This is a genomic window from Priestia sp. P1_B12_1 (assembly GCF_056406695.1).
This window is the reverse complement of record NZ_JBFTZR010000003.1, coordinates 170,537-186,725: the sequence shown is the minus strand read 5'-3', so window position 1 is coordinate 186,725 and position 16,189 is coordinate 170,537. Positions and strand designations below refer to the sequence as shown.

Sequence of the window (16,189 nt, the reverse complement as noted above, 5' to 3'; positions counted from 1 at the left end):
GAGGAGTGATTTTTTTATCTTTCTGTATCCATAATGGGGAATTTTTTGTTTTTATATAATAGTAATACGGAAAAGATGGTTCTAATTTCCTAAAAAAATACGCTTCATATATTTTTAGTTTTGGTCATCGATTTGGCATGGAATTTGCATACGTAATAAGGGTTTATCAGACATTTTAATTGTCAGGCAAAGAAAACTAGTTACATACTATAAAACTATTTTACATTATCTACTAGAATCAAAAAATTTTAATAATATAGTAAAATGTAGTTGACCTTCCTAGTTTTAGAATATAAAATAAATCTTGCTAATAGTTTGAAAATTCTAAAATGGAGGGGTTTACTTGAAAAGCTGGAAAAAGATTTTGGGGACATCTTTTCTTGCCACAACTGTTACATTAAGCGGAGTCGGGCCAGTACTTATGAATGGAAGTACTGCTTCAGCTAAAACCGCACAATCGGAAGAACTTCCGAGTTCACCAATTGATATGAATACAGTACCGGAAGAAAGATTGGCTAACGCACTGAAAAACCAAGGAGTTATTTCTCAAAGTGCAACACCGCAAGAAGTGAAGAAAGCCGTTACTTCTTACATAAACAAAAAAGATGCACATAAAGAGAGCATGAAGGGACATAAAGCTAGCAAAATTGATTTGAAAGCGAAAGAAATGCAAACAAAACAAAAAGAAAAGTTTCAACGAGGCGAATTTGCTAATATTAAGTCTCAAGGAAACAATTCGGGGAACGGGGTAAACGTTAAACCTGCAGCTCAGGCCAAATATAACGGACAAGTGAGAAAAGATAAAGTTCTTGTTCTTTTAGTCGAATACGCAGACTTTAAGCATAACAATGTCGTTCAAGAGCCTGGTTACATGTATGCAAAAGATTTTAATCGAAATCACTATCAGCAATTAATGTTTGGAAAGAAAGACTTTACGTTATTTAACGGTAAGAAAATTAAAACATTTAAACAATATTATGAAGAACAGTCTGGAGGTAGTTACACAGTAGATGGAACGGTTTCTGACTGGTTAACTGTACCTGGAAACGCAAAAGAATACGGAGCAGACAATCCAGCGGGAGGAAACGATAATGCACCTGGATCTAAAGGGCCTCGTAATCTTGTAAAAGAAGCGCTTGCTGCAGCAGCAAAAAGCGGCATTAACCTTTCAGATTATGATCAGTTCGATCAATATGATATCGATGGAGACGGCAACCGCAATGAGCCTGACGGCATAGTGGACCACTTAATGGTCATTCATGCTGGAACTGGGCAAGAAGCAGGTGGAGGTAAACTAGGAAACGATGCTATCTGGTCTCATCGCTCTACTTTGGGACAAGTGTATAAAGTTCCTGGAACAAATATGGCTGCTTATGATTATACAATTGAACCAGAAGACGGAGCAGTTGGCGTTTTTGCTCATGAATTTGGCCATGATTTAGGTTTGCCGGATGAGTATGACACACAGTATACGGGGCAAGGTGAGCCGGTAGGCGTTTGGTCAATTATGAGCGGAGGGAGCTGGGCTGGTGAAGTAGCTGGAACAGAACCGACAAGTTTCTCCCCGCAAAATAAAGAGTTTTTCCAAGCAAATATGGGTGGAAACTGGGCAAATATTCAACAAATCGACAGCAAAAACATTACAAAATCGGGCTCTGTGAGCGTGGTTGATCAAAGCGTGACAAAATCTAAACGCCCGGGTATTGTAAAGATTAATTTACCTAAAAAAGCTGTTCAAGGGATTAAGCCTGAGTTTGGAAGCAACTACTACTACAGTAAACGCGGAGACGATCTGCATACGACAATGACGACGCCAGAGTTTGATTTAACAGCAGCTCAAACAGCTAAATTCAATTACAAAGCGTTCTATGAAGTAGAGGCAGAATACGATTACTTATATGTAAATGCAATTCTTCCTGACGGCTCAAAAGTTCTGTTAGATACAATTGGTGATAAAGCGAACAATGCAGATGGTTCTGCTGAAACTTCCGGCGGAAAATGGGAAGATAAAAGCTATGACTTAACGCAATTTAAAGGTAAAAAAATCAAGCTTCAATTTGAATACGTAACGGACGGCGGACTTGCCCTTCAAGGATTTGCTCTTGATAATGCCAGTTTAGTAGTAGATGGAAAAACGGTATTTACGGACGATGCTGAAGGAGCGCCAAAAGTAACGTTAGATGGATTTGAAAAGACAAACGGCATCAGCTATAAAGACAACTATTATTACCTTGAGTGGAGAAACTATGCAGGCAGCGATAAAGCACTTCAATTCGCGCGAGGTGCAAAATATAATACAGGCATGCTGCTTTGGTACGCAGATGAAAGCTACCTTGATAACTGGGTAGGACAGCACCCAGGTGAAGGATTCCTTGGCGTAGTTGATTCCCATGCTCATAAAGTTCTTTACTTTAATGTAAATGGGATTAGCACGACAGCAAATTCAAGCCGATATCAAATTGCAGACGCGGCGTTCTCATTTGATAAATCACCTGCTTGGTCATATTCCCATAAAACATGGGGAACTATTTCATCTAAAGGATCAAATGGAGTTACAAGCTTCAACGACAAAAAATCGTATTTAGATGAAAGAATTAAAGATGCAGGCCGCTTGCTTCCTCAAAACGGATTAAAATTAGACGTAATTGGTGAAGCAAAAGACAATTCAGCTGGTGCTGTATGGATTCATAAGTGAAATTAGACTTATTCAAAAAAGATCTGAAGAGCATATTCTTCGGATCTTTTTTTATGTTAGGAAATCAAAATAAACTATGAGCTAAATAATCAAAGTGCTTAATACCGTTTAAAAAATAAAATAAAGGGAATTTTCAACAGTGAATAATTGTTATTATGTCATGAAATTCATCCATATAATCAATACTAATAGGTAAAGAAAATATTGAAAAGGAGTTCTAACTATGAGCTATCGTATCGAAAGAGATTCAATTGGAGAAATCAAAGTGGCAAAAGATAAACTATGGGGAGCGCAAACGCAAAGAAGTAAAGAAAATTTTCCAATAGGGATTGAAAAAATGCCGATTGAAGTAATACGCGCTTTTGCGGTTTTGAAGAAAAGTGCGGCTATTAGTAATCATAAACTAGGCAAACTATCAGCAGGGAAATCGGAAGCCATCGTACAAGCTGCTAACGAAATTATTGAAGGGAAATGGAATGAACATTTTCCTTTAGTGGTATGGCAGACAGGAAGCGGAACGCAATCAAACATGAATGTAAATGAAGTGATTTCTCACCGGGGAAACCAGCTAATAAATGGCGACGAAACGCTCCATCCAAATGATGATGTCAATATGTCACAAAGCTCTAACGATACTTTTCCTACAGCTCTTCATATTGCAGCTGTACTAGAAGTTGAAGATCAATTATTGCCTGCTCTAAAAACATTAAAAAAAACGTTCGCTGCGAAGCAAGAGCAGTTTAAAGATATTATTAAAATAGGAAGAACCCATTTACAAGATGCTACACCGCTAACACTAGGACAAGAAATTAGCGGATGGCATCATATGCTCGAAAAGAATGAAGAAATGATTAAACAAAGCGTAGAGTATATGAAGGAGCTAGCTATTGGCGGTACAGCTGTTGGGACGGGGATAAATGCACATCCTGACTTCGGCGATGAAGTAGCGAAAGAAATCAGCAGCACGCTTGGAAAAACATTTATCTCAGCACCTAATAAATTTCATGCATTAACAAGTCACGATCAATTGGTTTATGCCCACGGTGCACTCAAAGCCTTAGCAGCTGACTTAATGAAAATCGCCAATGACGTACGCTGGCTGGCAAGCGGTCCTCGTAGCGGGCTAGGCGAAATTACGATTCCTGCTAACGAACCAGGAAGCTCTATTATGCCTGGAAAAGTAAATCCAACACAAAGTGAAGCTCTAACAATGGTTTCTGCACAAGTGCTTGGGAATGATGTGACGATTGGCATTGCGGCTAGTCAAGGAAACTTTGAATTAAATGTATTTAAGCCGGTTATTATTTATAATTTTTTACAATCAGTTAGATTGCTGACAGATTCCATGCAGGCTTTTAACGATAAATGCGCAGTAGGAATTGAACCCAACAAAGAAAAGATTCAGCATAATCTAGAAAATTCTCTTATGCTTGTAACAGCATTAAATCCGCACATAGGGTATGAAAATGCGGCTAAAATCGCCAAACTGGCTCATCAAGAAGGAACGACATTAAAAGAAGCAGCGGTCAAAACAGGCCTTCTGACAGAAGAACAATTTGAGCAATGGGTAAATCCCGCTAATATGATTCATCCATCAAAATAAAAAAAAAGAAGCCAAGCAGCTCAGAATGCTTGGCTTCTTTTTAATAAATATTAATAAAATAAACATTGTTCTAAATAAACACACAAAAAGAAATTGCGGACTAAACAGATTTTACACTGCCTTATACTAGATTCAAGTACATACGATTAGGGTATTTACATTTTTATAAAGGAGGGAATTCAAGTGACGTACGAAGTGAAGTTTTATTTTGGAAATGAAAAATCAATCAGTACATTGGTTGAATCAGAAAATGTAAAAAAGCTTGAGGAATCTATTATTCATACGCAAGGATGGTATCGTTATTATGACAAAAAACACGAAGCTTATTTAGCGATTCAAATGAGCAACGTTTTACACATCGTTATAAAAGAATATCAAGATCCGGAAAAACAGGGGTTTTGAGAGATTCGTCGTATACATAAGGAAGCTAGCAAAAGAGGTGAAAACTATGCAAAGGCGACATTCAAATAATCCTATTATTCTCGACGTTTCTCATCATCAAGGAATCATTAATTGGAAAGAAATAAAAAACACCGCAGTAAAAGGGGTGTATATAAAGTTAACAGAAGGCGGAACTTTTGTAGACCCTAGATCCTATGAAAATTATATAGGTGCTAAAAATGCGGGCTTGAGAGTAGGGTTTTATCATTATGCTCACTGTACAAATAGCCCGGAGAAAGAAGCTACTTTTTTTATTGCTCAGCTTGGACAAATGAAACTAGACCTTCCACCGTGTTTGGATCTAGAAGAAGATAAGAAAAAAACCAAAGAATTTGTTTCTCGCTTTGCCGTAAGCTGGCTTGAGCATGTTCACAAAACAACAGGGATTAAGCCTATCGTATATACGAATTATCATTTCGCTAAAACTTTTTTTACAAACGAAATAAGTAAGTATCCTTTGTGGGTAGCAAGATATAGTGCAGCCAACAGACAAGGCGGTATGCAGCACCCTGGTGAGCTAAGTCAGTGGCAGCGATGGGCCATGTTTCAATATACGGATTCTGGCAGAGTAAAAGGAATTTCTACAAATGTGGATATAAATGAAATGGACTGCTCATTTTTTAAAGAAGTCACAACAAATCTCTCTATGACGAATAATACAAACGGACCCTTTGTCTATTCCAAAGGTGATAGAGGGTTAGGAGTCAAACAAATTCAGCAAAACTTACTTGCGCTAGGATTTTCTCTTCCAAAGTTTGGAGCAGACGGTTTCTATGGAGATGAATTAATCGCTGCAGTGAAAAAATTCCAGAATCGATATGGCCTTTTTTCGGATGGGATAGCAGGAGCGGACACACTGGCCCGTCTTGTTAAAGAAGTGAATAATCTGAATAATCTGGTTTGAGAGATTACCAGATAGGGAAAAGTTACTGTAAGATTCAAAAAGGTACAAGGAAGGAGTTATTATGAGAAAACGAAAACAAAAAGCATTGATATCAGGTATTACGCTATCAACGGTAGGAGTCGGCATTACGTCTTATATATTAAGCGATGCTGCGAAACGACGAAAAGTAAAAGGACTTGTTCGAAGTGCCAAAGTAAAACTTTCAAGTTTATCTAAAAAACAGCAGGTAAATGCTAGCCTAAATAAAGATGCGCATTCAGATCCTACGTACGTTTCTGAAAGCAATATGATTTCAGAAGGACCTATGTATCAAGATCAGCATAGATAATAAAAAAACTAGTCTTGCCTCGGGCGGGACTAGTTTTTTTATTAATTTTATAAATAGCAGCGCTTATTCATGTTACACTCTCTATATAAGGGAATTATTTTACGCATATTTACAAGTAAAGGAGGAATAGAAGGAGTGATTAGTAGCGGATTATTTGTTAACTTATGTATTTTTTCGTTTTTTGTCAGTATTATGATTGCGATAAGAATATTTTTGTTACAGCGTCTAGCCCATAAATACAAATGGATGAGTGGTATTTATGCAAGTATTGTTTCTGCTATTCTTATGGTATATAGCGTTACGTATCAACAGATTACATATGATTTACGTTTTCTTCCTCTTATTTTGACCGTTCTATACTTTGGTTACAGAGCCGGTGCAGTTGCAGGTATCACTATGGCTGTGTGCAGTATCTATTTAGAAAGTCATTGGTTACTGACTATCTTAATTTTAATCTTTACCTTTTTGTTTTCCCTTCCTCTTATTCGATATAGAAAGCAGTTTTCTTTATTAAAACAATCTCTTCTTTGTTTCTTTATTCATTTTATCGTTCATGTCTTACTGACAAATTACTTCTGGAATACACCTATTCAATCGCCGTTTTATAGCGAAATAGAATATTTAGTGTTCGGAATTCTCGGACTGGGAGTAGCCGTGGCGACGATAGAGTTTTATCGTAAATTTTACGCTGTAGCAGAAGAAGCTGCTTATGCTGGATCAGATTCATGTAAGGATGAAGAAGATTCTTTTTTTGTTAGGATAATGAAAAAAGAACTAGAATATACGAAAGAACAGCTGGAATCTTTTATTAATCATCACATGGATGCGGTTATTATAACTGATTTAGAAGGGCGAATCTTGCGAGTTAATGAAGCTTATGAAAAAGTATATGGCTGGAAATCCCATGAAGTCATTGGGAAAAAATATTATGATATAGCAGGAGCTTTTAGTGAGGATGTACATGAGAATATAAAAAAGACTGTTGCTGAAAAAGAGGCAATCAATCGAGTAGAAGTTGTAAGAGCTCGTAAAGATGGAAGTTTAGTAGACCTTCGCATCACCATTTCTCCAATTTTTAATGGGAAAGATGAGTTGGTAGGTTTGTCTGGAGTATGTGTGGATATATCTGAAGCTAAAAAAGCAAAGGAAGAGCTTGACTTGCTGCATCGTAGGCTTAAAGAAAGTGAGTTGAAATATCGCACGTTATTTGAGTACGCAAATGACGCAATTTATTTACTTGAAATAGGGCCGGATCATTTTCCTTCTCGTTTTGTTGAAGTAAATGAAGCTGGATGTAAGCGCTTTGGATATACGAGAGAAGAGCTTTTATCCATGCCTTGCCACGATATTATACCTAGAGATTCTGACATTGTTCAAAAAACAGTCGAAGAAATTCGCAACGGAAATCTTTCTTTTACGCTGCAATCACAGTTTACATTTAAGTCTGGCGAAATAAAAAACCTAGAATATAGTGGAAAGTTGTTCAATATAGAAAACAAAAAAGTACTTCTTATTGTTTCAAGAGACAGAACAGAGTACTTAAAAACAGAAGAGCTGCTGCAGAAATCTGAAAAATTAGCAGCAGTCGGGCAGCTTGCTACAGCTATTGCTCATGAAATTAGAAATCCTTTAACGGCCATCAAAGGGTTTATGCAGCTATTAACTGAAAAAGCGAGTAAAGAAGAGTTAACCTATATGAACATTATATCCTCTGAAATTGAGCGTATTGAAATGATTACAGATGAATTCATGTCTGTGGCAAAACCACAGGCCGTAACATTTCAGTCGATTGATTTGCAGCTGTTAATTCAACAAGTGATTTTATTGCTGCAGCCTCAGGCAACCATGAAAAACATCTTTATTGAACTTAACTCATATGGAGAAATGCCTTTTGTATATTGTGAAAGCAATCAAATGAAACAGGTATTTATAAATATTTTTAAGAATGCGATTGAAGCAATGCCTTCAGGAGGAGAAATTAAAGTTGAGCTGAGAAAAAAGGAACACAATCATATTCATATTCAAATTATTGATGAAGGTGTAGGAATTTCAAAAGAACGCATCAAACATTTAGGTGAACCATTTTACAGTATTAAAGAAGACGGAATCGGGTTAGGGTTAATGATCTGCTTCAATATTATCCAACAGCATAAAGGAACTCTTAGTATTGAAAGTGAAGTAAACAAAGGGACAAGTGTGGAAATTTGTTTACCGTTAGAATAAAAGGTAATCAGTTAAAGGAAGAAGAAATTTTGCAACAAGTTGTTTAGTAAAGTTATAATATTCTATGTTGAAGGAAAATAAGCAAAGGAGTGGTTACGATTAAACAGAAAAAGTGGATTAACATATTTCGTATTCTGTATATTATTTTTGCTATTATTGCGATTGGAGCATCTTTTGGAGACTATTCTTTTGGGCTTAATAATCCCCGCATAGTTAGTTTAACGGCTCTTGTTTTGGCGGTTATTTGTATTGTTCCGTATTACATACTTCGCTTTAAAGAACAAGCTTCTAAAAGTAAATAAGTTAATATTTGTTATCTTAAAAGAGGCTGTGACAAAAGTATTTTAGTTGAAGGAAGATCCGAACGATTCATCGTTCGGATTTTTTTATTGTTATGGTGAACATGGCTTTAATCTAGTCGGTTGCTTCTAGCGGTTGATTGGAGTGATTTTGTTATGTCTCAATCTCTTTTTTATCGTCATAAAAGGGCGATAAATGGGCGAGCATTTTTTCTAGCCTGTACATATGCTATAGAGTAAACAGGCTACGGAGGTGAAGTGAAATGGGATTTTACAACTGGGGTTACGGCGGTGGTTATGGCTACGGCGGCTACGGTAGTTACGGTGGCGGTTTTGCATTAATCGTTGTACTATTTGTTTTATTAGTTATCGTTGGTTGTACATGCTTGAAATAAACAGAAAAAGCACGGATTTACAAAAATTTTAGTAGATTCGTGCTTTTTTATGTTCATAAGAAGGGCAGTACTATAATAAAATAATGTTGTGCATGTACATAAAAAACATACAAAAAATTTAATTAATAGATTAAAAAAATAAAAAATTGAAGAGGAAGAGTAAATTTAAGCCACCAAAAAGGTCTGAAATTTATAATTTTCCTTATAAGTAATTTTTGTAAAATGCTTCGCAGTACTGATAATAAGACCGAATAACACTCCATAGAACGCTAGTTTTTATCCGCTGACTAAAAGAATTATTTTACTTGTCTGAAAATCAACATAAATGATTTTCATATAGTTTAAATAGGTAAAAAAGACTTATTGTAAAAGATTTATTCTTAATTTTCATAATAATAGGAATATTAAAATAATATATAGACGTAGTAATTTTTAGTTGCTATAATGTTGCTAATTATCACAATTAACAGAAAAATTGCGGTAATTAAATTTACTAGGGATAGGGAGAAAAAACTATGAAAAAGAAAAAACAGGCTTTAAAGGTATTATTATCAGTTGGTATCCTTTCTTCATCATTTGCTTTTGCACATACGAGCAGTGCCGCGCCAAATAATGTACTTTCAACCGAAAAGTATAACAAAGAAATTAAATCTCCTGAGTTTATTTCTGGAAAGCTTTCAGCCCCATCATCACAGAAAGCTCAAGACGTCGTATTTCATTATATGAATACAAATAAAGACAAATATAAATTAGGAAACGAAAATGCTCAAAACTCATTTAAAGTGACAGAAGTAGTGAAAGATCCCGTTGAACAAGCAACCGTTGTACGCTTGCAGCAGGTATATAATAATATTCCTGTTTGGGGATCTACTCAATTAGCACACGTAGCGAAAGATGGAACCTTAAAAGTTGTATCAGGTACAGTAGCTCCTGATTTAGATAAAAAGGAAAAGCTAAAAGGCCAGAAGCAAGTTGACAGCAAAAAGGCGATTCAAGCAGCTGAAAAAGACTTAGGCTTTAAACCGACGTATGAAAAATCCCCTTCATCTGAACTGTATGTTTATCAAAATGGTTCAGACACAACGTATGCTTATGTAGTAAATTTGAATTTCTTAAATCCTGAACCAGGCAACTATTATTACTTTGTTGATGCTATTAGCGGTAAAGTGCTAGATAAGTACAATACAATTGATTCCGTAGCTGGTCCAAAAGCCGATGTGAAGCAAGCGGCAAAGCCGGCAGCGAAACCTGTAACAGGCACAAATGCTATTGGTTCAGGTAAAGGAGTGCTTGGAGATACTAAATCGTTAAAGACAACGTTATCTAGTTCTACTTACTACTTACAAGATAATACAAGAGGGGCGACAATCTATACGTACGATGCAAAAAATCGTACATCTCTTCCAGGTACGCTATGGGCAGACACGGATAATACGTACAATGCAACCCGCGATGCAGCTGCAGTAGATGCTCACTATTATGCAGGTGTGACGTATGATTATTATAAAAACAAATTTAACCGCAACTCCTATGACAATGCAGGAGCTGCGCTAAAATCAACTGTTCATTATAGCAGCGGCTACAACAATGCATTTTGGAATGGCTCTCAAATGGTATATGGAGATGGAGATGGAACTACTTTTGTTCCGCTATCAGGAGGGTTAGATGTTATCGGACATGAATTGACGCATGCGGTCACAGAAAGAAGTTCTAATTTAATCTATCAATATGAATCAGGTGCATTAAACGAAGCGATTTCCGATATTTTCGGAACATTGGTAGAATACTATGACAACCGAAATCCAGATTGGGAAATTGGAGAAGATATTTACACGCCTGGAACAAGCGGTGATGCCCTTCGTTCAATGAGCAACCCAGCAAAATATGGAGATCCGGATCATTATTCAAAGCGCTATACAGGTTCTAGTGACAACGGCGGAGTTCATACAAACAGCGGTATTATCAACAAAGCTGCCTACTTGCTAGCTAACGGAGGAACGCATTACGGGGTTACTGTAACAGGCATCGGCGGCGATAAGCTAGGGAAAATTTATTACCGTGCTAATACGCTATACTTCACTCAGTCTACAACGTTTAGCCAAGCGCGTGCAGGTTTAGTACAAGCTGCTGCTGATCTATACGGTTCAGGCTCTCAAGAAGTAATTTCAGTAGGCAAGTCATTTGACGCAGTTGGTGTTCAATAAGTTATAAACCAAAAGTCGCAAGATAAATGAGGTATCTTACGACTCTCTATACTACCTTACTACCAATAAAGGAGTACTCGTATAAATATATTACAGTACTCCTTTATTTTATGTTAATAAATAAGGAAAACAGATTTCTTCTTGATCTATAAAAATCCACTTCTTATTCCTCCCTTTTATGTCCATTCGAATTATACTGTTGCTTGTTAAATGAAGAGAACACGTTTTAGTAAACGGTCTTATTATAAAATGTTATAATAAAGAAAAGAATTGAATACATACATATGAAAAAGGAGTGGAGGAATCAATGGACAAAATTGCTGTTATTTCAGATATCCACGGAAATCTTCCAGCTTTAGAAGCAGTTTTAGCTGACATACAACAGCGAGATATCCATCGCATCATTTGTCTAGGTGATTTAGTAGGAAAAGGACCGGATTCAAGTAAAGCGATTGATATCATAAAAGAAAAGTGCGAAGTAACAGTAATGGGAAACTGGGATGACTTCATTACAAAGCCTGCGGAATTCGAAGCGTTGAAATGGCATCAGAAGAAGTTAAGTTCAGCCCAAGAGGCATACTTAAAGGAACTTCCTTTTTCCGTTGAGTTTATGATGAGCGGAAAATTAATTAGAATGTTTCACGCTTCACCTAGAAGTCTTTATGATCGAATTCAACCCTGGGATTCACTTGAAAAGCGCCTTAGTCTATTTGCTAATACGGAATATACGGAAAATATAAAAGGATCAAGAGAGCCGGATGTTATCTGTTACGGAGATGTACATAATGCATTTATTCAACATATTAAAGGGAAAACGCTATGCAATGTAGGAAGTGTAGGAAACCCGCTTGATTTACCACAAGCTTCTTATCTTATCTTAGAAGGAAAGGATCAAGACGAAAGTCCTTCAGCATTTTCTATTCAATTTGTACGTATTCCATACGATATTGAAAAGGCTATCGAATTGGCGAGAGCTGTAGAGATGCCGGACTTTGAACCCTACGTTCAAGAATTAAAAACAGCTCGCTATAGAGGACTGAAAAATTAAGAATAGAATGTATTTCAACCTTCAGTATAAATACTGAAGGTTTTTTATTGGAGTATATGAGGGGTTTTTCAACACCATTAGTATGATACATGCAAATAAAAGTTATTCCAATGAATTTAAGGAAGGGAAAACTTGGAGAAAAACATACAGCATTTGAAAGGAAATAAATTTTATTTTATGAAGACAATATGAAGAGGGCAATTCTATTTGAACATAAAGTCATGCAAAAACGCCCCTGAAAAGCTGTTTTTACCATAACGAGTGGAGGAATACATGATGAAATTTTTTATTGATACAGCTAACCTGGAAGATATTAAAAAAGCATATAAAATTGGGGTATTATCAGGTGTTACCACAAACCCTTCGCTAGTAGCGAAAGAAGGCGTAAAGTTTGAAGATCGCATCGAAGAAATTTTAAAAACCGTCCCGGAAGTAGAATCCGTTTCAGCAGAAGTCACGCCCGACACAGTAACAGCAGATGACATGATTGCTCAAGCAGAAGAGCTGATAAAAATTAATGGAGGAGACAAAAATATAACGATTAAACTTCCTATGACCATTGCTGGATTGGAAGCAACCCGTTATCTAGCTAAAAAAGGCGTAAAAACAAACGTAACGTTAATTTTTACAGTGAATCAAGCGCTTCTAGCAGCTCGTGCCGGTGCCACGTACGTATCGCCATTTTTAGGGCGCTTAGACGATATTTCAGAAGACGGTGTTTATCTGGTATCTCGAATTGCAGAGCTATTTCGAATTCAACACATTGACTCACAAATTATAGCAGCGTCAGTCAGACACCCAGATCACGTCACACGAGTAGCTCTTGCTGGGGCTCATATTGCTACAATTCCGTATGCCGTAATTGAACAATTAGTAAAACACCCGTTAACAGAGCAAGGAATTGAAAAATTTGCATCAGACTGGGAAAAAGCTGTAAAAAGTTAAATTCACTGAAGGAGAAGACATCACTTTAGTGTCTTCTCTGCTTAAAGAGTATACGAAGATTCTTTTTTTCTATTTTGCAGCAAACAACTTATCAATAATAGGCGAACATCCTATACATATATGCAGAGATGACATACGTTAATAGAAACGAAAGAGGTGTTAAAATGAGCTGTATTATTAACATTGAAAATATCGTGACTAACGGGTTAAAAGATAACTCGAACGTAAGCGTAGGCTGTGTTGTACAAAATAGTCACACGGCAAATACAAAATCGGTAGGAGCTTGTTTTTCGTTTGGAAACGGCTCTCCTGCTATTGCCTCTATGACAAACAGTAATATCGACTTTTGCAAAGGTGAAGAAAATAAAGAGCAGCAATCTTGAAAACAATTCCAGAAAGAGTATTTCTGGAATTGTTTTTTGGTAAGTGATAGAGTTTTGTTAACAAGGTGTTTTGACTTTTAAAAGAAAACATTCATGAGGAAGGGGTTTGAGCGGTGCTATGAGCATTATTTCTATGATTCCTTATACATACGTTGAAAGAAAAATAAAACGAACACAAAAGGTGACGATTCAGCATTCAAAAGATATGTATTTATACGCTGATAGTATTGAAACACAAAACGATTGCTTTCCCATTAATGCCGTATTTGACATCTCCTACAAATGCGTTTCAAAAGACAGCGGCTTTTTATATTTACATACAAATCAAGGAATGTTCGCTTATACCATACAAACCGATCCTGATGATTTTATAGCAGCATATAAAGATATAAAAAAGAAGGGGTGACATTGCTGTCAGCCCTTCTTTTTTTGTTATTATTTTATCCACTGTACAACTTGATCCATACTTCTTCTTGTTTTTCCACGCTTAGGCTCATGAATTCGGTAGCCGAACGCAACCATAACGGAAATATCAAACTTACCGTCTTCTAGTAATCCTTCTTCTTTTAGAATTTCATGTACTTGGTCATAGTTAAACCCTTCAATCGGACAAGAATCAATACCAATTTGAGCAGCTGATGTCATCATATTACCTAGTGCAATATAAGATTGTTTGCTAGCCCAATCAAATAGTGCTCGCTTGCTTTCGAACAAGTGAAAATCATTTTCTTGGAAATCTTTATAACGAGGCATTAATGTCTCTAATACGTCATCCGGCATTTCTTTGACGTTCTTCTGAAGATCCAATACATATTCAGAGTCATATCTTGCGTCTGTGCGAGAAAGAATAATAACAAAATGACTTGCTGTAGGAATTTGGCCTTGTGCTCCCCAAGAAACAGCTTTTAATTTTTCTTTTAAATCTTTATTTTCAACGACTAAAAACTTCCACGGCTCATAACCTACTGAGCTTGGAGATAGGCGTCCCGTTTCTAAAATGAATTGGAAATCTTCATCGGAAATTTTCTTCGTTGGATCAAACTCTTTTGTAGCATGACGAAAGTTAAATGCGTCTAAAATTTCTTGTTTTTTATCTGTATTGTTCATGTGTAAACAACCTTTCTGTAAAAATATTTAGTGATGAACTGTTTAGAGTATCCTATACCCTGTATAGCTTACAACTAACAGTTAGTTAACATACAATTTGTCATAAAACCCGTTTGCAAATTTATCATAAATCATATAAATCATCCTAACAAGTACGCACATTTTTGTTGTATAGTATACTTTTTTATACTATTAATGCAGTTTTATAAGAAGCAGAAAGGAGTAAACAATCTGTGGAGTTTCGTTTTCGAAAAAGTAATTAAGAGAAGGAAGAGAGGAGAAGAGTGATCTTCTCCTTTTTAATTAAATTTTTGTATTTGATTTTTTCGCTTTGTTTTCAAGTTCACTTTTTGGTTCTGTTGAAAATTCGACATCTTTTCCGTGTCCTTGATGGTTAACTCCAGGAGCCGCTTGACCGCGGTTAGCAGATTTTTTTGTACCCATTTTCGTCACCTCCGTTCGGTTAGTATGTACAAAAAGCAAAACAAAAATTAGGAAGTCAAGCGTGGAAAGATAAATAGGAAAAGATTATCTTTAAGCATCTTCATTACATAAACAAAATAGTTACTCATTTAAACGGACATAAAAAAACACCCTTGGAAGGGTGTTTTTTGTTTAAGAATCTGAGCTTGTCGCTCTGTCTGCGTATGGATAGATAGGATCTTTTAATTGAAATTCGTAAGTCACGCCATCTACAAGCCCTACCGTTTTATTGCTATCATAAAGGTCCAGCATAAAAGCAGCCATTTCTTTTGATGTATGAAACTTAGGTACTCGTCCTTCGTATTCAAAATCACTCATATCCATCGAACGCTGTGCAAATTCTGTTTCAGTAGCTGCCGGAGCTAGAACTTTAGCCTGCATTTTTGCTCCTCTTCCTTTTAATTCTTGAGAAAGACCTTCTGTAAATGCACTTACGTAGAATTTTGTTGCGCAATAAGTTACCGCATCAGCCACAATGGTGTAGCCGCCTCCAGAAGAGACATTAATAAGCTGTGTACCTTCAACGTTTTCATAATCTCTTACAAATAGAGAAGAAAGAATGGTTAAGGCTTCAATATTTAAATGAAGCATTGTTTCAATTTTAGTTAATTTTTGTTCACCGACAGAAGCAAAGTTTCCGAATCCCGCATTGTTAATCCAAGTTTCTAATTCATACTTTTTGAGTGACTCATAAAACGTATGAGCATTTTCTGCCACGGATAAATCAACCGACTGGACAATAACATTTACATCTTGATTCAGTTCTTCAATCTTTTCTTTTAACTCTTCTAGCTTGTCCTCTCTACGTGCAGCCAATATAAGATTTTTTCCGCGTGCTGCGAAAGCTAAAGCTGTTTCATATCCAATTCCTGAACTTGCGCCAGTGATTACTGTATATTCCATGTTGATTCCTCCATTTTCGATGTTTTCGAATTGATTATAATTGTTAAAGTATACTTTAAGTCAAGCGTTTATTCGATTTGTTTTTCCCTTTAGAAGTCTATTTATAAACATTTGAAGTTGAGTGCTAAACTTTTTTGCTTTTATGCTACACTTGAAACAACAGCCGAAATTTCATTTCATTAAAAGGAGGAATGTATGCGTTTTCTCAATGTGAGTAGAAGACCTAGC

15 protein-coding genes and 1 pseudogene are annotated in these 16,189 nt (G+C 36.2%); 13 read left to right on the top strand and 3 right to left on the bottom strand.

From position 1 onward, the window contains the following. The first annotated feature begins 343 nt into the window (after positions 1-343). The 13 genes and pseudogenes from AC1D0Y_RS11935 to AC1D0Y_RS11875 all read left to right on the top strand — a co-directional run bounded on the left by AC1D0Y_RS11935 (position 344) and on the right by AC1D0Y_RS11875 (position 13,874). A complete protein-coding gene (locus AC1D0Y_RS11935) occupies positions 344-2,695 on the top strand; it encodes an immune inhibitor A domain-containing protein (RefSeq protein ID WP_060745668.1) in 2,352 nt (783 codons plus the stop codon). 223 nt (positions 2,696-2,918) lie between these two features. Continuing rightward, complete coding sequence (gene fumC, locus AC1D0Y_RS11930; RefSeq protein WP_477707596.1) at positions 2,919-4,298, top strand: class II fumarate hydratase; 1,380 nt, start codon at positions 2,919-2,921, stop codon at positions 4,296-4,298. Between the two features lie 183 nt (positions 4,299-4,481). Further along, complete coding sequence (locus tag AC1D0Y_RS11925) at positions 4,482-4,700, top strand: hypothetical protein (protein WP_102194846.1); 219 nt, start codon at positions 4,482-4,484, stop codon at positions 4,698-4,700. A 46-nt stretch (positions 4,701-4,746) separates the two neighbouring features. After that, entirely contained in the window at positions 4,747-5,643 is an 897-nt protein-coding gene (locus AC1D0Y_RS11920; RefSeq protein ID WP_477707595.1) for a GH25 family lysozyme, read from the top strand. 61 nt (positions 5,644-5,704) lie between these two features. Beyond that, a complete protein-coding gene (locus AC1D0Y_RS11915) occupies positions 5,705-5,971 on the top strand; it encodes a hypothetical protein (RefSeq protein WP_014460133.1) in 267 nt (88 codons plus the stop codon). A 135-nt stretch (positions 5,972-6,106) separates the two neighbouring features. Continuing rightward, a complete protein-coding gene (locus tag AC1D0Y_RS11910; RefSeq protein ID WP_060745665.1) occupies positions 6,107-8,194 on the top strand; it encodes a PAS domain S-box protein in 2,088 nt (695 codons plus the stop codon). A gap of 89 nt (positions 8,195-8,283) precedes the next feature. Further along, positions 8,284-8,496, top strand: a complete 213-nt coding sequence (locus AC1D0Y_RS11905; RefSeq protein ID WP_013083131.1) for a hypothetical protein — start codon at positions 8,284-8,286, stop codon at positions 8,494-8,496. A gap of 260 nt (positions 8,497-8,756) precedes the next feature. Continuing rightward, positions 8,757-8,888, top strand: a complete 132-nt coding sequence (locus AC1D0Y_RS11900) for a YjcZ family sporulation protein (protein WP_016764087.1) — start codon at positions 8,757-8,759, stop codon at positions 8,886-8,888. A 605-nt stretch (positions 8,889-9,493) separates the two neighbouring features. After that, positions 9,494-11,092 (top strand): annotated as a pseudogene (locus AC1D0Y_RS11895) (M4 family metallopeptidase); the annotation flags it as partial. Positions 11,093-11,399: 307 nt separating this feature from the next. Continuing rightward, a complete protein-coding gene (locus AC1D0Y_RS11890; RefSeq protein WP_016764089.1) occupies positions 11,400-12,140 on the top strand; it encodes a metallophosphoesterase family protein in 741 nt (246 codons plus the stop codon). 276 nt (positions 12,141-12,416) lie between these two features. After that, positions 12,417-13,085, top strand: coding sequence for a fructose-6-phosphate aldolase (gene fsa / locus AC1D0Y_RS11885; protein WP_013057026.1), 669 nt, complete (start codon positions 12,417-12,419; stop codon positions 13,083-13,085). 164 nt (positions 13,086-13,249) lie between these two features. Further along, positions 13,250-13,468: a spore germination protein gene (locus AC1D0Y_RS11880; protein ID WP_060745663.1), complete on the top strand. Its 219-nt coding sequence runs from the start codon at positions 13,250-13,252 to the stop codon at positions 13,466-13,468. 118 nt (positions 13,469-13,586) lie between these two features. Continuing rightward, a complete protein-coding gene (locus AC1D0Y_RS11875) occupies positions 13,587-13,874 on the top strand; it encodes a hypothetical protein (RefSeq protein WP_060745778.1) in 288 nt (95 codons plus the stop codon). 29 nt (positions 13,875-13,903) lie between these two features. Here the strand turns inward: AC1D0Y_RS11875 and AC1D0Y_RS11870 are convergent, their stop codons facing one another. The 3 genes from AC1D0Y_RS11870 to AC1D0Y_RS11860 form a co-directional block, all read right to left on the bottom strand. Further along, positions 13,904-14,575: an NAD(P)H-dependent oxidoreductase gene (locus tag AC1D0Y_RS11870; protein ID WP_060745662.1), complete on the bottom strand. Its 672-nt coding sequence runs from the start codon at positions 14,573-14,575 to the stop codon at positions 13,904-13,906. A gap of 303 nt (positions 14,576-14,878) precedes the next feature. Next, the gene (gene sspL, locus AC1D0Y_RS11865) at positions 14,879-15,019 is read right to left on the bottom strand and encodes a small, acid-soluble spore protein L (protein WP_060745661.1); all 141 of its coding nucleotides are present in this window, start codon (positions 15,017-15,019) and stop codon (positions 14,879-14,881) included. A gap of 171 nt (positions 15,020-15,190) precedes the next feature. Next, positions 15,191-15,961, bottom strand: coding sequence for an SDR family NAD(P)-dependent oxidoreductase (locus AC1D0Y_RS11860; RefSeq protein ID WP_060745660.1), 771 nt, complete (start codon positions 15,959-15,961; stop codon positions 15,191-15,193). Between the last annotated feature and the right edge of the window lie 228 nt (positions 15,962-16,189).